Annotated in this window: 16 protein-coding genes, 1 pseudogene and 1 CRISPR repeat array; of the genes and pseudogenes, 9 read left to right on the top strand and 8 right to left on the bottom strand. The window is 65.7% G+C overall.

Features of this window, described 5'->3' with window-relative positions; all coding sequences use genetic code 11:
• Positions 1-75: 75 nt before the first annotated feature.
• Positions 76-432, bottom strand: coding sequence for a dihydroneopterin aldolase (folB, locus tag L0D17_RS11275; protein WP_243095395.1), 357 nt, complete (start codon positions 430-432; stop codon positions 76-78).
• A 4-nt stretch (positions 433-436) separates the two neighbouring features.
• A complete protein-coding gene (gene folP, locus L0D17_RS11280) occupies positions 437-1,255 on the bottom strand; it encodes a dihydropteroate synthase (protein ID WP_243095397.1) in 819 nt (272 codons plus the stop codon).
• A 31-nt stretch (positions 1,256-1,286) separates the two neighbouring features.
• Between folP and L0D17_RS11285 the strand changes: the two genes are divergently transcribed.
• The 4 genes from L0D17_RS11285 (at position 1,287) to L0D17_RS11300 (ending at position 5,452) form a co-directional block, all read left to right on the top strand.
• On the top strand, positions 1,287-2,120 hold the full coding sequence (locus tag L0D17_RS11285; protein ID WP_243095398.1) for a universal stress protein: 834 nt from the start codon (positions 1,287-1,289) through the stop codon (positions 2,118-2,120).
• Positions 2,121-2,130: 10 nt separating this feature from the next.
• Complete coding sequence (locus L0D17_RS11290; protein WP_243095400.1) at positions 2,131-3,339, top strand: MFS transporter; 1,209 nt, start codon at positions 2,131-2,133, stop codon at positions 3,337-3,339.
• Positions 3,340-3,431: 92 nt separating this feature from the next.
• Positions 3,432-3,971 carry a TRAP transporter small permease subunit gene (locus L0D17_RS11295; RefSeq protein WP_039459742.1) on the top strand — a complete coding sequence of 180 codons (540 nt, stop codon included), beginning with the start codon at positions 3,432-3,434 and terminating at the stop codon, positions 3,969-3,971.
• Complete coding sequence (locus tag L0D17_RS11300) at positions 3,971-5,452, top strand: TRAP transporter large permease (protein WP_243095401.1); 1,482 nt, start codon at positions 3,971-3,973, stop codon at positions 5,450-5,452. The genes L0D17_RS11295 and L0D17_RS11300 overlap by 1 nt, the downstream gene beginning before the upstream one ends.
• Before the next feature lie 56 nt (positions 5,453-5,508).
• Here L0D17_RS11300 and L0D17_RS11305 read toward each other — a convergent pair whose 3' ends face one another.
• The 3 genes from L0D17_RS11305 to L0D17_RS11315 all read right to left on the bottom strand — a co-directional run bounded on the left by L0D17_RS11305 (position 5,509) and on the right by L0D17_RS11315 (position 7,833).
• Complete coding sequence (locus tag L0D17_RS11305) at positions 5,509-6,588, bottom strand: TRAP transporter substrate-binding protein (protein WP_039459740.1); 1,080 nt, start codon at positions 6,586-6,588, stop codon at positions 5,509-5,511.
• Positions 6,589-6,720: 132 nt separating this feature from the next.
• A complete protein-coding gene (locus tag L0D17_RS11310; protein WP_243095403.1) occupies positions 6,721-7,191 on the bottom strand; it encodes a DUF4384 domain-containing protein in 471 nt (156 codons plus the stop codon).
• Positions 7,192-7,206: 15 nt separating this feature from the next.
• A complete protein-coding gene (locus tag L0D17_RS11315; RefSeq protein WP_243095405.1) occupies positions 7,207-7,833 on the bottom strand; it encodes a ribonuclease HII in 627 nt (208 codons plus the stop codon).
• 171 nt (positions 7,834-8,004) lie between these two features.
• Positions 8,005-9,414: direct repeats of the CRISPR family, unit length 36 nt; unit sequence GTCGCAATCCCCTTACGGGGAAGCATCTCGTGCAAC.
• Positions 9,415-9,992: 578 nt separating this feature from the next.
• Between L0D17_RS11315 and L0D17_RS11320 the strand changes: the two genes are divergently transcribed.
• The 4 genes from L0D17_RS11320 to L0D17_RS11335 are packed head-to-tail and all read left to right on the top strand — an operon-like array spanning position 9,993 to position 14,984.
• Positions 9,993-12,032 (top strand): molybdopterin-containing oxidoreductase family protein, encoded by a 2,040-nt coding sequence (locus tag L0D17_RS11320; RefSeq protein ID WP_243095407.1) that lies wholly within the window; start codon positions 9,993-9,995, stop codon positions 12,030-12,032.
• 21 nt (positions 12,033-12,053) lie between these two features.
• Positions 12,054-12,470, top strand: coding sequence for an NUDIX hydrolase (locus L0D17_RS11325; protein ID WP_341474692.1), 417 nt, complete (start codon positions 12,054-12,056; stop codon positions 12,468-12,470).
• Positions 12,467-13,699, top strand: a complete 1,233-nt coding sequence (gene thiI, locus L0D17_RS11330) for a tRNA uracil 4-sulfurtransferase ThiI (RefSeq protein ID WP_243095411.1) — start codon at positions 12,467-12,469, stop codon at positions 13,697-13,699. Before L0D17_RS11325 ends, thiI begins: the two co-directional genes overlap by 4 nt.
• A complete protein-coding gene (locus L0D17_RS11335; RefSeq protein ID WP_243095412.1) occupies positions 13,680-14,984 on the top strand; it encodes an amidase in 1,305 nt (434 codons plus the stop codon). Before thiI ends, L0D17_RS11335 begins: the two co-directional genes overlap by 20 nt.
• Here the strand turns inward: L0D17_RS11335 and L0D17_RS11340 are convergent.
• Together L0D17_RS11340 and L0D17_RS11345 are read right to left on the bottom strand one after the other, a co-directional pair.
• The gene (locus L0D17_RS11340; RefSeq protein ID WP_243095414.1) at positions 14,976-16,154 is read right to left on the bottom strand and encodes an SLC13 family permease; all 1,179 of its coding nucleotides are present in this window, start codon (positions 16,152-16,154) and stop codon (positions 14,976-14,978) included. The two genes, L0D17_RS11335 and L0D17_RS11340, sit on opposite strands and share 9 nt — an antisense overlap.
• Positions 16,141-16,716: a GNAT family N-acetyltransferase gene (locus L0D17_RS11345; protein ID WP_243095416.1), complete on the bottom strand. Its 576-nt coding sequence runs from the start codon at positions 16,714-16,716 to the stop codon at positions 16,141-16,143. The genes L0D17_RS11340 and L0D17_RS11345 overlap by 14 nt, the downstream gene beginning before the upstream one ends.
• A gap of 22 nt (positions 16,717-16,738) precedes the next feature.
• Between L0D17_RS11345 and L0D17_RS11350 the strand changes: the two genes are divergently transcribed.
• Positions 16,739-17,785 carry a M28 family metallopeptidase gene (locus L0D17_RS11350; protein WP_243095418.1) on the top strand — a complete coding sequence of 349 codons (1,047 nt, stop codon included), beginning with the start codon at positions 16,739-16,741 and terminating at the stop codon, positions 17,783-17,785.
• A gap of 195 nt (positions 17,786-17,980) precedes the next feature.
• On the opposite strand, the pseudogene L0D17_RS11355 reads toward L0D17_RS11350, so the two are convergent.
• A pseudogene (locus L0D17_RS11355) lies at positions 17,981-18,731 on the bottom strand (transposase); the annotation flags it as partial.
• Positions 18,732-18,858: the final 127 nt, after the last annotated feature.

The following is an 18,858-nucleotide window of genomic DNA, read 5'->3' on the forward strand; positions in this document are numbered from 1 at the left end:
GAGTGGTCCCCACATTTTTACTCGTCCAGTCTCACATGTGTCTGTCCGGGTTCAGATGAGGGTCAAAAGTGCCCTCTAGGAGCGAAATTTCTCCACCTCAGCGTAAACGTCGCGAAAGACGCCCGGGATGGGGGCGTGGGGCTTGTGCACCCGCACCCTAACCCCCTCCAGGCGGGGAAAGGCCGCCAAAAGGGCCTCCGCCAGGTGGTCCGCCAGGGCCTCAATGAGGTAGAAGCGCCTGTGGCGCACCGCCTCCTCCACCAGGGCGTAGACGGCGGCGTAGTCCACGGTTTCCTCCAAGCGGTCCCCCTTACCCTCAAAGGGCACGGAAAGCCACAGGTCCACCACGAACCGGGCCCCAAGCCGCCCCTCCTCGGGCATGACCCCGTGGCGGCCGTAGAACTCCAGACCCAAAAGGGCGATGGTCCCCATGGCCTTACCCCCAAAGGGCCCGCCACACCGCCAAGGCCTCCCGGTGGGCGGCCACGTCGTGCACCCGGAGGATCCTCGCCCCCTTAAGAACGGCGTAGAGGTGGGCGGCCACGGAGCCTACTAAGCGCCTTTCCGGCACCTCCACCCCCGTGAGCTCCCCGATGGTGCGCTTGCGGGATAACCCCACCAAGACCGGGTGGCCCAGGGCCACGATCTCCTCCAGGCGCTTTAGGAGGGCGAGGTTGTGCTCCAATAGCTTCCCGAAGCCGAAGCCCGGGTCCAGGACCACCTGGGGAACCCCGGCCTTGAGCGCCCTTTCCGCCTGGGCCTTGAGGAAGTCCCGCACCTCCTTCACCACGTCCCCATAGCGGGCGTGGGCCATCATGGTCTTGGGATCGGGCACGGGCATGTGCATGATGACGGCGGGTACCCCGAACCGGGCGGCCAGGGCCACCATGCGCTCGTCGCGCAGGCCTGTGACGTCGTTTAGGAGGTGGGCGCCGAGCCTCAAGGCCTCCTCCGCCACCTCGGGCTTGCGGGTGTCCACGCTCACCGGCACCCCCAGGGAAAGCACCGCCTCCAAAACGGGCAAAAGCCTCCGCTTCTCCTCCTCCACGGGCACGGGGTCGGCCCCAGGCCGGGTGGACTCGGCCCCCAGGTCCAGGAGGTCCGCCCCTTCCGCCACCATCTCCCGGGCCCGGGCCAGGGCCTTTTCCGGGTCCAGGTAGCGGCCCCCGTCGGAGAAGGAGTCGGGGGTCAGGTTGAGGATGCCCATGAGGAGGGGGCGTTCCAGGGAAAGGCTGCGGTCCCGAAGCCAAAGCACGCCTGGATTATAGTGAAGCGGAGGTGAAAGTATGCGCCTTCTGGCGGCGGTAGACCTGGGAGAAGGCCTCGAGGCCCTGGTGGCCACGGCCCGCCACCTGGAAAGGGGGCTTGGGGTGGAGGCCGAGCTTTTGCACGTGGTGCCCACCCCTTACTTTGACGCCCTGGCCCAACGCTTCCCCGAGCTTAAAGAAACCCTGGAGGCCGCCTTAGCCCAGGCGGAAGCCCGGGTGCGGGAGGCCCTTTTGGCCACGGGGATCAAGGCCCGGGTCCTCCGGGGCTTTCCCGCCCAGGTGGTGGCGGGGGAGGCGCAGAAAAGCCGCCTGGTGCTCCTGGGGCAACGGGGGACGGGGACCCTCGAGGCCCTGGCCCGGGGCGGCCTAGCCCGCTACCTCCTCCACCGGGGGGAGGTGCCCGTCCTCCTCTTGCCCAAGCCCCTAACCGCCCCCAAGCGCATCGCCGTGGGCCTGGACGAAAGCCCGGCAAGCCTCGCCGCCTTCCGGGTGGCGGAGGCTTGGGGCAAGGCCCTGGGGGCGGAGGTCTTCGCCCTGCATCTGGTGAGCGGCAAGGGGGGCTGTTGTTTCCCCACCTACCTGGACCCGGAAAGGCTTTCCCTGGCGGAGGTGTTGGAGCGGGCCAAGGGCTTCCTGGAAGGCCTCCTCAAGGCCACGGGGGTGGTGGAGGTATCCCCCGGGGAGGACGAGCTGGACCTGGTGCGCCTGGCCCAGGCCCGGCAAGCCGACCTTTTGGTCCTGGGCTCCAAGGCCAAAAGCACCTGGCGGCACCGCCTGGGGCGCATGGTGGAGGTGCTCGCCGCCCAAAGCCCCCTGCCCCTTTTGGTGGTTCCCGAGGCCACGGTCTGGTAAGGTAAGGCCCATGCGCCGCGGGCCAGGGTGGTTCCTCCGCCTCTCCGCTTACTGGTTTGCCACCAGCTTCAAGTGGTTCTTGGTCCTTCTGGTACTCCTCCCCGCCAAGGTGGCGGAGCTTTCCCCCCCCGAGGAGAAGGCGAGCCGCCTGGGCTTCCTCTTCGCCTTGGGAGCGGTGATGGCCATTTTGGGCCCTCCCGTCATGGGGTACCTTTCCGACCGCTTGGGGAAAAGGCGGCCCTTTCTCCTTTGGGGTAGCCTCCTCACCGCCTTGGCCCTCCTGCTCCTCGCCCACGCCCCGAGTTACGGGGTTCTCCTCCTTGCCTATCTCCTCCTCCAGGTGGCGGACGACCTGGCCACGGGGCCCTATAGCGCCCTCATCCCCGACCTGGTGGCCAAGGGGGAGCGGGGCCTGGCCTCGGGCTACATGGGGGTGCTCCAGGTCTTCGGCCAGGTCCTGGGGGGGGCGGTGGGCTTCCTCCTCCCCCTTGCCCCCCAGGCCTATTTGGCGGCCTTGGTAAACCTCTTGGGAGCGAGCCTAAGCCTCCCCTTGGTGCCCGAAACCTTGCCCCGCTCCTCCCAACGCCCTTTCCTCCAGGCCATGGCCGCTCCCTGGCAAGACCGGGACTTCCTCCTCGTCTACCTCACCCGTTTCCTGGTCATGCTGGGCTTCTACCTGGCCCAGACCTACCTCCAGTACTACCTGGCGGACGTGGTGCGGACCTTCCAAGCCCTGGGCCGGACCCTCACCCAAGAGCCCTTCCAGGCGGTGGCCCTTCTGGGCCTCCTCATCTCCTTGGGAGCGGGGCTTGCCAGCGTGCCCGCCGGCCGGGCCTCGGACCGGCTTGGCCGCAAGCGCCTCATCTACCTCTCGGGGGCGGGGCTTGGGGCCATGATGCCCTTCATCCTCCTTGTTCCCCGCTACGACCTCCTCCTCATCCTTTCCCTCCTCTTCGGGCTCTTCTACGGCATCTATCTAGCGGTGGACTGGGCCCTGGTGGCGGACGTGCTGAAAGACCCCGAGGCCCACGCCACGGACATGGGCCTTTGGCAGACCTCCATCGTGGTGCCCCAGGTGCTGGCTGGGGCCTTTGGCCGGCCCTTGGATCTCCTCAATGCCCGGGAAGAGGGCCTCGGCTACCTGGTCCTCTTCCTCCTGGCCGGGGGTTTCTTCCTCCTAGGGGCCTTTTTGGTGGCCCCCATCCGCCGGGCCCACTAGCGGGCCGAACTTGGAAAAGATGCCTTCTGAACGCATTGACACCTATTCCCTCCCCGGGTAGGATAGGACCGGTTTTCTTGGGGGGTGAAAATATGCGCTTTCTTTTGGGCATATCCCGCGCTATCGACGCCGCCACGGAGGCTGTTGGACAGGTGGTGGTCTGGCTGGTCTTGCTCGTGACGCTCCTTTCCGCAGGAAACGCGTTGATGCGCTACCTTTTCCACTACAGTTCCAACGCTTACCTCGAGGCCCAATGGTACCTCTTTAGCCTCATCTTCCTCTGGGGTGCTGGCTGGACTTTAAAGCACAGGGGTCACGTTCGGGTGGACGTCCTTTACTCTCGCCTTCCCCGCAAGGGGCAGCTTTGGATTGACCTTCTCGGCACCATCTTTTTCCTCATGCCCATGGTGGTGCTCATTCTCGTGTTGTCTTGGCCCATCGTGGCGGAGTCGGTGCGAATTCAGGAAATGTCCCCCGATGCAGGCGGTCTACCTCGCTGGCCCATCAAGCTCGCTTTGGTAATCGGCTTCGTTCTCCTTGGGCTTCAAGGCATCTCGGAAATAATCAAGATAAGCCTGGCTTTGGCCGGAAAGATTGAAATAAAAGAGGAGAGCCAAGAGGAGGTGGTCTGATGCCCTTTGAATGGATGGCCCCTTTAATGTTTGTAGCCCTAGTGGTGGTGTTGCTTTTGGGCTACCCTGTGGCCTTCTCTTTGGGAGCCGTGGGTTTGGGTTTCGCCCTAATAGGGATGCAATATGGGCATATCAACCTGGGGCTACTCCAGAATATTCCCTTACGCATCTTTGACACCATGCAGAACCAGCTCCTCCTCGCCGTCCCCTTTTTCACTTTTATGGGCTTGGTTCTGGAACGCAGCGGGATGGCCGAGGACCTCTTGGACACCCTCGGCCAACTGTTTGGCTCCGTACGAGGGGGATTGGCCTACGCCGTCATCCTGGTGGGCGCTTTGCTGGCCGCCACCACGGGTATCGTGGCGGCTAGCGTGATCGCCATGGGGCTCATTTCCCTGCCCATCATGCTTCGCTACGGGTACTCTACCCGCTTGGCCACGGGGGTTATCGCCGCCAGCGGCACCCTGGCCCAGATTATCCCCCCGAGCCTAGTGCTGATCGTGATGGCCGACCAGCTGGGGGTATCCGTGGGGGACATGTACCGAGCCGCTTTTGTGCCCGGTTTCATGCTGACTGGACTTTACGTTTTCTACGTGCTCCTTCTCACTCTTCTCCGTCCCCAGGTCGCCCCTGCCCTTCCCCTTGAAGCCCGCCCCTACTCGGGGTATGAACGGGGCGCGCTTTTGGGACTGCTCAGCTATGTGGTCCTCGCCCTCGTCCCTTGGGGGCTAACGCTTTGGGGATGGTCCAATACCGCCCTTTTGGATCTCGTTCTCCTCTTGGCGGGCGTGGGCTTGAGTTTTTATCTGTATGTGCGGAACCCGCTCTTCGCTCGCGTCTTGCGGGTGATGATACCCCCATTGGTCCTGATCTTTTTGGTCTTGGGAACCGTTTTTCTTGGAGTCGCGACCCCCACCGAGGGGGGGGCCATGGGGGCTGTGGGGGCGCTGTTGTTGGCCCTCCTAAGGGGCCGCCTCACCAAGGACGTCCTTGTCCAAGCCATGCGCGAGACCGCCAAGCTAACCAGCTTCGTGGTGTTCATCCTTGTGGGCTCGCGCATCTTTAGCCTGGTGTTCTACGGGGTGGACGGGGACCTTTGGGTGGAACACCTGCTGGCAGGCCTACCGGGAGGCCAGCTGGGGTTCTTGATCCTGGTCAACCTTTTCGTTTTCTTCCTGGCCTTCTTCCTGGATTACTTTGAGATTGCCTTTATCATTTTGCCGTTGTTGGTGCCAGCCATAAGGGCACTAGATATCAACCCCGTTTATTTTGGCGTCCTCCTCGGGGTCAACCTGCAGACCTCTTTTATGCACCCTCCCTTTGGCTTCGCCCTCTTCTACCTGCGCAGCGTAGCCCCTCCCTCGGTGAAGACCGTGGATATCTACTGGGGTGCGGTGCCGTTTATTCTCATCCAGCTCCTGATGGTGGGCTTGCTCCTGATATTCCCGGGCATTGTCCTTCGGTCCCTAGGCCCAGCCTGAAGCATGTAAGCGTATGGGGCCGGCAATTCCGCCGGCCCCCCATGCGCTTATACCCCCTAAAGAGCCGGGAAGGCGAAGGTTTCGTAGCCCAGTTCCGCCACCCCGAACCAGCGGTACTGCTCCTCGCGGAAGGCCTTCCAGGCGGTGTAGACCTTGCGGTAGGTGGCGTCCTTGGCCGCCTCCTCCTCGTACCAGTCAAAGGCCGCCTTTTGGGCCGCCTTCATGATCTCCGCAGGCCACTTCCTCAAGCGCACCCCCGCCTTGATGAGGCGCTGCAGAGCGGGAGGGTTTACCCGGTCATACTTTGCCAGCATAGAGAGGTTGGCCTCAGCGGCTGCCACCTCAAAGGCTTGCTGGTACTCTTTGGGGAGCTTCTGCCACTCCTTCAAGTTCACGTAGAAGGAAAGCTGGGGACCGGGCTCCCAGAAACCCGGGTAGTAGTAGTACTTAGCCACCTTGTAGAACCCCAACTTCTCGTCGTCGTAGGGCCCTACCCACTCCGTGGCGTCAATGGTGCCCCGCTCCAGGGCTGGGTAAATATCCCCTCCCGCCAGGACCTGGGGCACCACCCCCAGGCGGCTCATCACCTGGCCCCCGGGCCCGGGAATGCGCATTTTTAGGCCCTTGAGGTCGGCCAGGGTCTTGACCTCCTTGCGGAACCAGCCCCCCATCTGCGCCCCGGTGTTGCCCCCAGGGAACTGGATGATACCGAAGTCGGCGAAGATGGAGCGGAAGAGCTCAATCCCGCCCCCATAGTACATCCAGGCGTTCTGCTGCCGGGCTGTGAGGCCGAAGGGCACCGCGCAGTCAAAGGCCAAGACCTGCGCTTTGCCCACAAAGTAATAGCTGGCGGTGTGCCCGGCTTCCACCGTGCCCTGCTGCACCGCGTCCATCACCTGGAGGCCAGGCACGATCTCACCCGCCTGGTAAGGCCGGATCTGGAAGCGGCCTCCCGTTAGGGCAGAAACCCTTTCCGCCAGAACCTCCGCCGCCCCGTAGATGGTGTCCAGGCTCTTGGGGAAGCTGGAGGCTAGGCGCCAGCGGATGCTGGGCTGCGCCTGGGCGAACACCGGGCCAAACGCCGCGCTGGCTGCCACGCCGATACCCGCCTTCTTTAAGAAATCACGCCGCTTCATTTTGACCTCCTTAGCGGTCCGAGGGGATTATACCCCACCCCTGGGCCGGAAGCGCAAGCCCCTCTCGCAACCCCATGCGGTCCCCCACCCTACCAGGACTACCCCCTCGGGTAAGGTTCCTTACCTCGAGGCTCAGTAAACATAAAAATGCGTTTCCTCCACCTGGTGGCGGGCCGCCCTCGAGGCCTCCACATAAAGCCTAAGCCGGGCGTCCCAGTCGGTGTAGACGCCCTCCAAGCGCGCAGCCCCAGGCTCGGAATCGGTGTAGACCGCCCGCACCCGGTGTAGGCCCCTTGGGGGCGTGAGGACGTAGCGGTAAGCCCCGGGAGGCAGAACGTGGGTGCCGCGGGGGAGATAAAAGCGGTCCAAGGTATATGTGCGGCCATCCGGGTCCACCACCACCAGGCTCACCCAGCCAGGGAAGGCCAGGGTGAGGAAAAACCGCACCTCTTCCCCCACGAAGTAGGTGGCTCCCGCTCCCCGGTCCGGCTCAAAGCGAAGGATAGCGGGGGTAAAGTCCAAGCGGTAGGAGAGGGTGAGGCCCTCCAGGGTCACCGCACACCCCGAAAGGAGCCCCGCCAACACCAGGGCCAAAAGGCGCATGGGCACCTCCTCCCTTTAGCCTACGCCCTCCCCTTCCCCCTCGCCTTCAGAAAACCTTAAGGGAGCCTGGGCCACGGGGGCGAAGCGCCGCCGGTGGATGGGGGAAGGCCCGAGGGCATGAAGCGCCCTTTGGTGCTCCTCGGTGCCGTAGCCCTTGTGCTGGGCGAAGCCGTAGCCGGGGTAAAGCCGGTCCAACTCCTCCATGAGGGCGTCCCGGTGCACCTTGGCCAGGATGCTGGCCGCCGCCACGGAGGGGCTTTGCTGGTCCGCCTTGGGTGGGGCCAGAAGGGGAAGGGGGGTAGAAAGGGCCAGGTAGTCTGTGACCAGGGCCTGGGGAGCGGGGGAAAGCGCCCGAAGCGCCCGCTCCGCCGCCAAAAGGGTGGCCTTCAGCACCCCAAGCCGGTCCACCTCCTCCACCTCCGCCACCCCCAGGGCCCAAGCCAGGGCCAGGCGCTTCACCTCCTCCGCCAAGCGGGAGCGGGCTTTGGGGGTGAGGAGCTTGGAGTCGCGAAAGGGGTAGTGCCCCGGGGGCAGGACCACCGCCCCCACCACGATGGGCCCCGCCCAGGCCCCCCGGCCCGCCTCGTCCAGACCCGCCACCCGCAGGCCCCTCCGCCAGAAAACGGCCTCCAAAGGCTCCACGGCTCCCCCAAAGAGCCTACCCTGAGGCCCTAAAGCGGTAAAGCGGGGCCAAAGCCCAAAATCGCCTCCCTTTGGTGGCGGCGCGGCCCACAAGCTTTTGCGGCGGATGATGGGACGGCTCAAAGCCTACCACGCCAGTCAGCTGGACCAGGTGGCTTGACAAGGAAGACCGTATCAATCCCCTTACGGGGAAGCATCTCGTGCAACGAGGCCGTTCAGTACCCGGAGGACGTGAGCTTCATTGTTGTCGCAATCCCCTTACGGGGAAGCATCTCGTGCAACTAAAAAATGAGGTGTTCAGTTTGCGGCGGGGCCACCACGTCGCAATCCCCTTACGGGGAAGCATCTCGTGCAACGCTTTGTTCTCGCGTGTGGGGCGAACCCATGCTCGTCGTCGCAATCCCCTTACGGGGAAGCATCTCGTGCAACCGTGGGGGCAAGAAGCACAGAGGCGGGCCCAGCTCCTCTTCGTCGCAATCCCCTTACGGGGAAGCATCTCGTGCAACTGGAAGTTTGTAATGGGCGAGTGTGGTGCGGTAATGTTGGGGGGTCGCAATCCCCTTACGGGGAAGCATCTCGTGCAACGCGGCCCCTCGAGGTTGAGGGGGCCTTGGCTAGCGACCCTGGTCGCAATCCCCTTACGGGGAAGCATCTCGTGCAACTCAGGGCGGCGCTCGCGTTGTGTAGCGGGTATGTGGAAGGGTCGCAATCCCCTTACGGGGAAGCATCTCGTGCAACCTAGCGCTAGTGGTCGCCGTCTTTTGCCGCTAGCCCGGCGGGTCGCAATCCCCTTACGGGGAAGCATCTCGTGCAACGCGCTTCTCAAGGTCCATGAGGTACTCGCCCACCCGCAAGTCGCAATCCCCTTACGGGGAAGCATCTCGTGCAACCTCATGGTAGCTATTTGGCTAGCTATAGCGCACTAGCCGTCGCAATCCCCTTACGGGGAAGCATCTCGTGCAACCCTCGCTGAACTCGCCTGCGACGGGGTGATGCCGGAGTGGGTCGCAATCCCCTTACGGGGAAGCATCTCGTGCAACAAGTGAACTGGGGGCGCGTGGCGATAGGCGTATGGCTCGGGGGTCGCAATCCCCTTACGGGGAAGCATCTCGTGCAACTCGTTCTTCAGCAAACTTACGACTTAATAGCGCAATACGGGTCGCAATCCCCTTACGGGGAAGCATCTCGTGCAACGTGAGGAATGAGGGCGAGAGTATGAAGAAGTCCAAGTCAATGGTCGCAATCCCCTTACGGGGAAGCATCTCGTGCAACCCGATCCCGAGATACGGGAAGGGGTTTTGGCCAACCCGTGGGGTCGCAATCCCCTTACGGGGAAGCATCTCGTGCAACGAGGGCTCGGCAGCGGGACGCAGCTTGTGGCCGTGGTGTCGCAATCCCCTTACGGGGAAGCATCTCGTGCAACTCGTCAACCCCAATGGGGTCGTGGCCGTCCCTTCCGAACACGTCGCAATCCCCTTACGGGGAAGCATCTCGTGCAACGTTCATGGGGGCTAACGCCATCACGTATCGCACCGGGAAAACGGCGTCGCAATCCCCTTACGGGGAAGCATCTCGTGCAACTGTACCCCTCTCATAATCCCGTCCTGGACATCGCTCTTAGAGGGGGGGTTTGTGAGAAAGATGAAGTTTGGAATATACATAGGCCGTATAAAGGCCTTTTTTGAGGGTTTAGCTCGTCCGCAAGCTACTTGCGAAAGGGGCGATGAGAAAGTGAAAGCGCATATTCGCCTTCCCCAAGGGTAAAACTGGCTTTCAAGGTCCCCCGTCCGAGCCTCGGACAAGGCCATTATAGCAGATGAGCGCAACGGTACACTCAGTACATACTTGCCACAAAAGAAAGCTTATAGACACCGCTATACTATGAAAAAGTGTTAAACGGGCCTTCGCCCCTACATTTAGGCGAATAAAGGAAGCAACTATCTCATCCTAAAGTGTAGGGGCGTGCTCCCCTGGCCCGCCAAGGTGCGGGGTGGCCCCTGGGGTGGAACTGGGTTAGGGCTCCCAAAGAGGCGCTCTGGCGAGGAAAGGCCCAAAGCCTCCTCCTCATCGCCGAGGCCAACACTGGACGTCTCCGTAGGGCTTCTTCCCGACTTCGGAGCGGTGCGGCCCCCTCGAGGCCCTTGGCCTACTATAGGGGCATGAAGGCCCGCGCCACCTGCCCCCTGGACTGCCCCGACGCCTGCAGCCTCCTCCTCACCCTGGAGGGAGGCCGTCTGGCGCGGGTGGAGGGGGACCCCCGCCACCCCATCACCCGGGGCTTCGCCTGCGCCAAGACCTACCGCTACCCCGAAAGGGTTAAGGAAAGGCTACGCCACCCCCTGCGCCGGGTGGGGCGCAAGGGGGAGGGGCGGTTTGAAAGGGTCTCCTGGGAAGAGGCTTTGGACGAGATCGCGGACAGGCTCAAGGCCGTCTTGGACACCCACGGGGGCGAGGCGGTCCTGCCCTACCACTACGCCGGCACCATGGGGCTCATAGAGAGCCAGCACCCCCTGGCCTTCTTCCGGGCCATCGGGGCGAGCGAGCTCCTGGAGACCATCTGCGCCACAGCGGGAAGCGCCGCCTGGGAGATGACCTACGGCCCCCGCCTGGCCCCCGACCCCGAGGACATCCCGGAAAACGCCCGCTACATCCTCCTTTGGGGCATCAACAGCCTCTCCACCAACAGCCACCTCACCCCCTTCCTCAAGGAGGCCAAGGCCCGGGGGGCCAAGGTGGTGCACATTGACCCCTACGAGAACCGGACGAGCCGCTTCGCCCACCTGCACCTCAAGATCCGCCCCGGCACCGACGCCGCCTTGGCCTACGCCCTGGCCCACGTCCTCTTCCGGGAGGGCCTGGTGGACTGGGCCTACCTGGCGGAGGCGGCCACGGGGGTGGAGGCGTTCCAGAAGGAGGCGGAAGCTTGGCCCCCAGAGCGGGCGAGCGCCCTCACCGGAATAGAAAAGGAAGCCATAGAGGCCCTGGCCCGGGAGCTGGGCGAGGCCAAGCGGGTTTTCCTGCGGGTGGGCTACGGCATGACCCGCCACCCCGGGGGCGGGAACGCCTTAAGGGCGGTGATCCTCCTCCCCGCCCTCCTCGGGGCCTGGCGCTACCCGGGCTCTGGGGCCATGCTCTCCACCAGCGGGGCTTTTTTCCTCAACAAGCGCCATCTCGGGGGGCGGCACCTCCTGGAGGGAAGCCACCCCCATGAGGGCTACTTCCGCCCCAACCCCCAGGTCCGGGCCATCAACATGAACCAGCTCGGCACCGCCCTCACCGAGCTTGACCCGCCCATACGGCTCCTCTTCGTCTTCAACAGCAACCCCCTGGTGGTGGCCCCGAACACGGGGAAGGTGCGGGCGGGGCTGGCGCGGGAGGACCTCTTCACCGTGGTCCTGGAGCAGGTGAGGACGGAAACCGCCCTCTTCGCCGACTACCTCCTCCCCGCCACCTTTTTCTACGAGCACCCGGACCTCTACACGAGCTACGGCCACTACTACCTCTCCTGGAACGAGCCCTTGGCCGAGCCCGAGGGGGAGGCAAGGCCCAACACCTGGGTCTTCCGGGAGCTCGCCAAGCGGCTCGGCCTGAAGGAGCCCACCCTCTACTGGAGCGCCGAGGAGGTGGCCCGAAGCCTCCTCGCCACGGACCACCCCTTCCTGGAGGGCATCACCCTGGAAAGGCTTAAGGCGGAGGGCTTCCTCAAGCTCAACCTCCCCAAGCCCTTCCTGCCCTTTGCCAAGGGCCCCGTGCGCTTTAGCCCCCCTCCGGCGGTCATCCCTACGGAGCCCCGGCCCGGCTACCCCTTGATCCTCCTCACCCCGCCCGCCCACCGCTTCCTCAACACCACCTACGGGAACGTGGAGGCCCTGGTGGCGGCGGAAGGGGGGGAGCCCGTGCTCCTCATCCACCCCCTGGACGCCGAGGCCCGGGGCATACGGGACGGGATGCTCGTCCAGATCCACTCCCCTTGGGGGCGGATCACCCGGAAGGCCCGGGTGAGCGAGGCCCCGAGGCCCGGGGTGGTGGTCCTCGAGGGCACCTGGTGGGAGAAATGGGCCCCCGACGGCAAAGGGGTGAACCACCTCACCGGGGAGGGGCTCACGGACCTGGGGGGCGGGAGCACCTTCCACAGCACCCCGGTGGAGGTGGAGCCCCTGCGCCTTGCCGGATTTGCGCCGGGGCCACAATCCTGCTAGGCTAGGAGGGTGCGCGAGGGGGTGCCCAGGAAGCGCTCCGTGGCCCTGGCCGCCTGGGGGGAAGAGGGGCTTCTCCTCGTCCTGCGGCCGGAGGGGGACCCGGAGTTCGGGGGGGCCTGGGGGCTTCCCGCCGTGAGCCTGGAAGGGGAGGAAACCCCGGAGGAGGCCGCCTTCCGCGTGGCCCGGGAAAAGCTCGGCACCGCCCTGGCCCAGGCTAAGCCCCTCGCCTTCGGCGTGGAGGACAGGCCCCGCTACACCCTGGAGTTATGGGTCTTTGAGGGGCGCCTCGCCGATCCCCCCAAGCTCCCCGAGCCCAAACCCGGCAAGACCTACTACGCCGCCTTCCGCTATGGGCACCCCGAGGACCTCAAGGAGGCGGCCCGGCGGGGCTCCTTGTGCAGCCGGCTTTACCTGGCGGTGAAAGGGCTTTGCCCATGACGGAAACCCTGGTCCTGGTAAACCTCTTCCACGAGCTGGCCCTCAAGGGGCAAAACCGCCCCTTTTTCCTGAAGAAGGCCAAGGCCCACGTGCGGGAAGCCCTCCAGGGGCTTGGGGCGGTCTTGGAGGCGGACTGGTCCATGGCCCTCCTCTTCCGCTTGGAGGAGGCGGCCTGGACGGAGGCCCAATCCCGGCTCCAGGACACCCTGGGGGTGGAAAGCTTCGCCCGGGTCCTGCGGGTGCCCCCAAGCCTCGCCGCCTTGGAAAGCGCCTTGGAGAGGGTGTTGGCGGAGGAGCGCTTCCACAGCTTCCGCATCACCGCCAAGCGCTCGGACAAGACCTTCCCCCTCACCTCCCCCGAGATAGAGCGGCGCCTGGGGGCCTTCGTGAAGGCAAGGACGGGGGCCCAGGTGCGGCTTAAGGGGGCGGAGCGGGAGTTCGTGGTGCGCATCCTCCCGGGGGCGGCCCTTTTGGAGGTGGCCCGCCACCCGGGGCCAGGGGGGCTTCCCCCTGGGGTTTCCGGGAAGGTGGTGGCCCTCCTCTCGGGGGGCATAGACTCCCCCGTGGCCGCCTACCGCCTAATGCGCCGGGGGGCGGAGGTGGTCCTCGTCCACTTCCACCCCTTCCCCCTCCTCTCCGGGGCGAGCCGGGAGAAGGCCATGGCCCTGGCCGAGCGCCTCGCCCGCTTCCAGCACCGCCTCCGCCTCCACCTGGTGCCCTTCAGCGAGGTGCAGCGGCGGATCATCGTGGAGGCCCCCACCCCCTACCGGGTGGTCCTCTACCGCCGCTACATGCTCCGCATCGCCGAGGCCATCGCCCGGGAAGAGGAGGCCTTGGCCCTTTGCACGGGGGACAGCCTAGGCCAGGTGGCCTCCCAGACCCTGGAAAACCTCCACGTGGTGAACCAGGCGGCCACCCTCCCCGTCTTCCGCCCCCTCATCGGGCTGGACAAGCAGGAGATCATGGCCGAGGCCAAACGCATCGGCACCTACCCCATCTCCATCCTCCCCGACGAGGAGTGCTGCACCCTCTTCGCCCCCAAGCACCCCGTGACCCGGGCGAGGCTGGAAGTGGTCCTGGAGGCCGAGGCCCGCCTGCCCACGGCGGAGCTCGTGGCCTTGGCCCTAAAGGAGCGGGAGGTGGTCACCTACGCCTGGCCGGGGCGGAAGCCCCTGGGAGAGGCGGAGGAAAAGGCTTTTATAATGGAGCATGGAACTCCTCGAGGCTAAAGCCCTTCTGGAACGGGGCGAAACCACCCCTTTGGCCCTTTTGGAGGAGGCGCTGGAGCGGGCCACGGCCTTCGCCGACCGCAACGCCTTGGCCTATCTGGACGAAGAGGCCGCCCGCAAGGAGGCGGAGGCCCTCACGGAGGAGCTCAAGCGGGGTCAGGTACGGGGTCCCCTCCACGGCCTGCCCCTCACGGTAAAAGACCTCTTCCCCGTGAAGGGGATGCCCACCCGAGCGGGGACCCGCGCCCCCCTTCCCCCCCTTCCCGAGGAGGCCCAGGCGGTGCGGCGGCTCAAGGAGGCGGGGGCCCTGGTCTTCGCCAAGGCCAACATGCACGAGATCGCCTTGGGGATCACCGGGGAAAACCCCTGGACGGGCCCGGTGCGCAACGCCATTGACCCCACCCGCCAAGCGGGAGGCTCCAGCGGCGGGAGCGCCGTGGCGGTGGCCCTGGGCATCGGCCTCGCCTCCTTGGGCACGGATACCGGGGGTTCCATCCGCATCCCCGCCGCCTTCAACGGGGTGGTGGGCTTCAAGCCCTCCTACGGCCGCATCTCCTTGGAAGGGGCTTTGCCCCTTTCCCGCTCCACCGACCACGCCGGGCCCCTCGCCAAGACGGTGCGGGACGCCCACTTTCTCACGGAGATCCTGGCGGGGGAAAGCATACCCCTAGAAGCCCCCCAGAACCCCACCTTCGGCGTTCCCACGGACTTTTTGGAGGGTAGGCTGGGCCACGGGGTGAGGCGGGCCTTCCTGCGGCTCCTGGAGGACCTCCCCACCCTGCGGGCGGAGGTGAAGGAGGTTTCCCTGCCCCTTAAGGGGGTCTACGAGGTCTACACCCGCCTGGTGCGCTACGAGGCGGCCCGCATCCACGAAAGAGCCCTAAAGGAGCACCCGGAAGGCTTCTCCCTCCCGGTTCGGGAAGCCCTCCTGGCGGGCCTCGCCCTCACGGAGAAGGACTACCGCGACGCCGTGGCGGAGCGGGAGGCCCTGCGCCTGGAGCTCATGAAGGCCCTGAGGGGGGTGGACGCCCTCCTCCTCCCCGCCCAACCCCTCCCCGCCCCCCCCTTGGGCACGGAGGAGGTGGAGCTGGAATCGGGCAGGAAGAGCCACCGGGAAGCCTTCATCACCCTCACCCTCCCCTTTAGCCTCTTGGGGGTGCCCACCCTGGCCCTCCCCTTCGCCCGGGTGGAGGGGATGCCCGTGGGGCTCCAGGTGGTGGGGCCCTACGCCGAGGACGGCCGGGTGCTCGCCATCGGGGGCTGGTTGGAGGAGCGCCTAAAGTAGGGCGTAGAGGAGGGCTAGGCTTAAGAGGGTGAGGGGAAGGCCGAAGCGGAGGTGCTCCCCAAAGCCCATCCACACCCCTTCCTTCCCCGCCCCTTCGGCCACGATGAGGTTGGCCACGCTGGCGAGGAGGGTGAGGTTTCCCGCCAAGGTGCTCCCCCCCGCCAGGAGGAGCCAGTCCTCGGGGCTTTGGGCCAGGGGGGCGAGGAGGAGCACCGCGGGCACGTTGGAGATGAGGAGGGAAAGCGAGGTGGCGGCGAGGAGAAGCCCCAAGGGGGTGGCCGCCAAGGGGAGAAGGGCCTCGGCCAGGCCCAGGCGCCTCACCCCCTCCGTGAGGAGGAAAAGCCCGCCGAACATCACCAAAAGCTCCCAGTCCACCCGCTGGAAGTAGCGCTCGGAGCGGAGCCTCCGGGTGAAGAGGAGAAGCCCCGCCGCCACCAGGGCCCCCTGGGCCATGGGGTAGCCCAGGAGGAAGGCCAAAAGGAGCCCAAGGGCCACGGCGAGGCCCTTCCGGAGGAGGGCGGGGTGTAGCCGGTAGCGCAAGGGGGGAAGGGGCGGCAGGGGCTTTAGGGAGCGCGCCTCGGGGTAGAGGAGGGCGAGGAGGAGGACCTGGAGGCAAAGCCCCAGGAGGGCGGGAAGCCAAAGGTTCCGGACAAAGTCCAGGTAGCCAAGGCCCGAAAGGCTCGCCACCAGGATGTTCTGCGGGTTGCCCGTGGGGGTCAAGAGGCTCCCCGTGTTCACCGCCCCCATGAGGGCGAGAAGGTAGGGCACGGGGTTCAGGCCAACCCCCTGGACCACCCGCACCACCAGGGGGGTGAGGAGGAGGGCCATGGTGTCGTTGAGGAAGAGGGCGGAAAGGAGCCCGGCCCCAAAGGTGAGGAGGACGAGGAGGGAGAAGGGGCTTTTCGCCAGGCGCAAGAGGGCCTCCGCCGCCAGGCCGAAGAAGCCGGCGTAGGAGAGCTGGGCGTTTAGGACCATGACCCCGAAGAGGAAGGCCAGGGTTTCGGCGTCCAGGGCGTGCCAGGCCTCCTCCAGGTCAAAGGTCCCGAGGAGGAGGAGAAAACTCCCCCCCACGAGCGCCACCCCGGCCCGGTTCATGCGGAAGCCGGGAAGCCCCCCCAGGGCGAGGCCCAGGTAGGCGAGGAGAACCACCAAGAGCCTAAGGGCTTCCATAAAGGCGGGCCTCGAGGCGGGCCTTCACCTGGGGCCACTCCTCCCGCAGGATGCTGTAGATCACGTCGTCGCGAAAGGTCCCATCGGGGAGCCTGCGGTTTTTCCGGAGCACCCCCTCCCGCACCGCCCCTAAGGACTCCAAGGCCCTTTGGCTCCGCTCGTTGTTCCGGTTCACCTTGAACTGGACCCGCTCCGCCCCAAGAACTTCAAAGGCGTGGCGGAGGAGAAGGTACTTGGCCTCTTTGTTGGCGGGGCTGCCCCAGAAGGCCTTGAAGATCATGGTGCCGATCTCCAGCTTCCCGTGCTCGGGCTCGGGGGCGAGGACGGAGATGCGCCCCGCCAGGGCCTCCCCCAGGTAGACCGCCCAGTTCACCCGGCCGGGCTCGGAAAGCAGGGCCTCCAGGTGGGCCCTCAAAGCCTCCTCCGTGGGGGCCAAGGGGATGCGGCTCAGGAAGCGGTAGACCTCGGGATCGTAGTGGGCGAGGAAACCGGGAAGGTGGGCCAGGCTTAAGGGTTCTAGGCGCACGTACCGCCCCTCCACGCGCTCGGGAAAGGTCCACATGGACCCATTATCCTGGGAAAGCGTGGAAACCCTAAAGGCGGTCTTAGCCCTCCTCCACCTCCCCCACCGGGGAAGCGCCACGGACCTCGAGGCCGAAGCCTTCCGGCGCCTCAAGGCCTTCTTGGCGGAGAAGGGCATCCAGGCGGAAACCCTCCCCTTCCGGGGGGTGAGGAGCTACGGCACGGAACTCCTCGCCATTAGCCTCCTCCTCGCCCTAAGCCCCCTCTCCCCCATCCTCCCCCTCCTGGGGGTCCTCGGCTTTTTCCTTTACTTCAGCGGCCAGCGCCCCTGGAGCTTCCTCCTGGACCGCTACCCCTCGCAAAACCTCTTGGCCTGGAAGGGAAAAGGGGAACGGGCGCTCGTCCTCATGGCCCACGTGGACACCGCCAAGACCTTTTTCCTCTACCACCCCAAACGGGTAAGGAGCTTCCGGCAAAACTTCTTGGCAAACGCCCTTCTCGCCTTTCTAAGCCCCCTCTTGGCATTTACCCCCTTGAAGTGGCCCCTAGGCTTTTACTTCCTCCTGCAAGCAGCCCTTCTCCTTCACCGGGAGTTAAGGGCGGCCTACGTGGAAGGGGCCAACGACAACGCCAGCGGGGTGGCGGTGGCCACGGCCCTTTTCCTCGCCACCGAGCCCCCCAAGGGGTGGCGGCTCGGCCTCGCCCTCACGGGGTGCGAGGAGGTGGGGGCCCTGGGGGCCAAGGCCCTGGCCCGCCGACTGCCCCAAGGGGCCCTCCTCCTCAACCTGGACAACGTGGGCCGGGGGGAGCTTTTCTACGTGGAGGGAGAGGGCATGCTCCGCTACACCCCTTATCGCGGGCCCCTTCTGGAAGCCGCCCGCAAAACCCCAGGGGCCCAACCCCTTCGCTACCGCCTGGCCTACTTTGACGCCTTGCCCCTGGCGCAAAGGGGCTTTCCCACCCTCACCCTCATCCGGTTGGAAGGGGGCGTACCCCCCGACTGGCACTGGCCCACGGACACCTTCGCCCGCCTGGACCTCGAGGCCGTGGCGGATACCTTCGCCTACGGCCGGGCGCTTTTGGCCCGGGTGTGGGACATCACGCCCTAGGCAAACCCCGGCTCCCGGGCCAGAAGGGCCAAGAACGCCGCCGCACCCTGCACCATGGGGCCCCGCCAGTCCGCGGCGGTCTTGTCCCCTAGGCCCAGGTACTGCGCCCAAAGGGTAGCCAGGGCTTCCGCTGAACCTCGCCGGCAATGGCCGGTCTACCGCAAACCGCAATCGCATACCCACCTCCTGGTCATGTCAAGAGTTATGTGTCAAGGTCTGTGTACGGGGGGCATACCGCTCCTGAAGCATCCGCTCCAACACCTCCCGCGCCTCGGCAAACCCTTTCAGCCTTCCCTCCCCCCACCTCCCCTCCAAATGCTCCCCCTCCAAGTACAAAAGCTTGAACACCGCCTCCGGCCGAGGAAACTTGTGGTCCCGCACCTTCGTCCCCCGCCTGATCTCCCGAATGAACCGCTCCATGAGGTTGGCGCTCCGCAAGTACGGCCAAAGCACCCGCGGGTAATCGTGGCCCCCGGGTTCCCCCACCAGGCCGAGGCGTTCCCCGTGGGCAAAAGCCAGAAGCCCAGCACCCGCCGCGCCCCATCCGGCGTCAACCCAAGAGCCACGTACGCGGATTCATGATGTTCGCCCTTCGGGCAAAGCAACCCGCTCCACCCCAAGCCCCTCCCTCAGCACCTTCTCCTCCGGCAAGGGCCTCCCCCGGAAGGCCTCCGCCCTCTCCAGCACCTCGTCCGTGATGGCGCCCTTGGTCTCGTGGGTGTAGCGGTGGCCCAGGAGGAGGCTCATCACCTCCGCCCCTAGCCCCGGCGGCGTACAGGGCCACCGCCACCTCCCCCACGTCCACCTGGCGGCGGGCGTAGGGCTGGTTGACGGAGTCCCCGCGATAGCGGAGGAAGCTGGGGTAGTACCGCCCTTCCCGATCCCGGGGGATGGCCCGTTCCACCTGGCCGAAGGTGGTCTCCAGCCTGCGGGGGTGGTGGCCGCTTCCCGTAGCAGGGCTTGCAGGGTAGACGGGTCCATGGGGTACCTCTTCTCTAGCTTCTGTACCCCCTTTTTTAGAGGCTGTCGTAAAAGGGTGGTATTCTTGAGGGATGAGCTCTAGACGATCTTAC

Source organism: Thermus thalpophilus (assembly GCF_022760915.1).
Lineage (GTDB): Bacteria > Deinococcota > Deinococci > Deinococcales > Thermaceae > Thermus > Thermus thalpophilus.

Excerpts from the sequence above, each read along its gene's own strand:
- L0D17_RS11335 (WP_243095412.1), top strand. The coding sequence starts at position 13,680 with ATGGAACTCCTCGAGGCTAAAGCCCTTCTGGAACGGGGCGAAACCACC.
- L0D17_RS11300 (WP_243095401.1), top strand. The coding sequence starts at position 3,971 with ATGCCCTTTGAATGGATGGCCCCTTTAATGTTTGTAGCCCTAGTGGTG.
- L0D17_RS11295 (WP_039459742.1), top strand. The coding sequence starts at position 3,432 with ATGCGCTTTCTTTTGGGCATATCCCGCGCTATCGACGCCGCCACGGAG.
- folB (WP_243095395.1), bottom strand. The coding sequence starts at position 432 with ATGGGGACCATCGCCCTTTTGGGTCTGGAGTTCTACGGCCGCCACGGG.
- thiI (WP_243095411.1), top strand. The coding sequence starts at position 12,467 with ATGACGGAAACCCTGGTCCTGGTAAACCTCTTCCACGAGCTGGCCCTC.
- L0D17_RS11345 (WP_243095416.1), bottom strand. The coding sequence starts at position 16,716 with ATGTGGACCTTTCCCGAGCGCGTGGAGGGGCGGTACGTGCGCCTAGAA.
- L0D17_RS11320 (WP_243095407.1), top strand. The coding sequence starts at position 9,993 with ATGAAGGCCCGCGCCACCTGCCCCCTGGACTGCCCCGACGCCTGCAGC.
- L0D17_RS11285 (WP_243095398.1), top strand. The coding sequence starts at position 1,287 with ATGCGCCTTCTGGCGGCGGTAGACCTGGGAGAAGGCCTCGAGGCCCTG.
- L0D17_RS11290 (WP_243095400.1), top strand. The coding sequence starts at position 2,131 with ATGCGCCGCGGGCCAGGGTGGTTCCTCCGCCTCTCCGCTTACTGGTTT.
- L0D17_RS11340 (WP_243095414.1), bottom strand. The coding sequence starts at position 16,154 with ATGGAAGCCCTTAGGCTCTTGGTGGTTCTCCTCGCCTACCTGGGCCTC.
- L0D17_RS11310 (WP_243095403.1), bottom strand. The coding sequence starts at position 7,191 with ATGCGCCTTTTGGCCCTGGTGTTGGCGGGGCTCCTTTCGGGGTGTGCG.
- L0D17_RS11305 (WP_039459740.1), bottom strand. The coding sequence starts at position 6,588 with ATGAAGCGGCGTGATTTCTTAAAGAAGGCGGGTATCGGCGTGGCAGCC.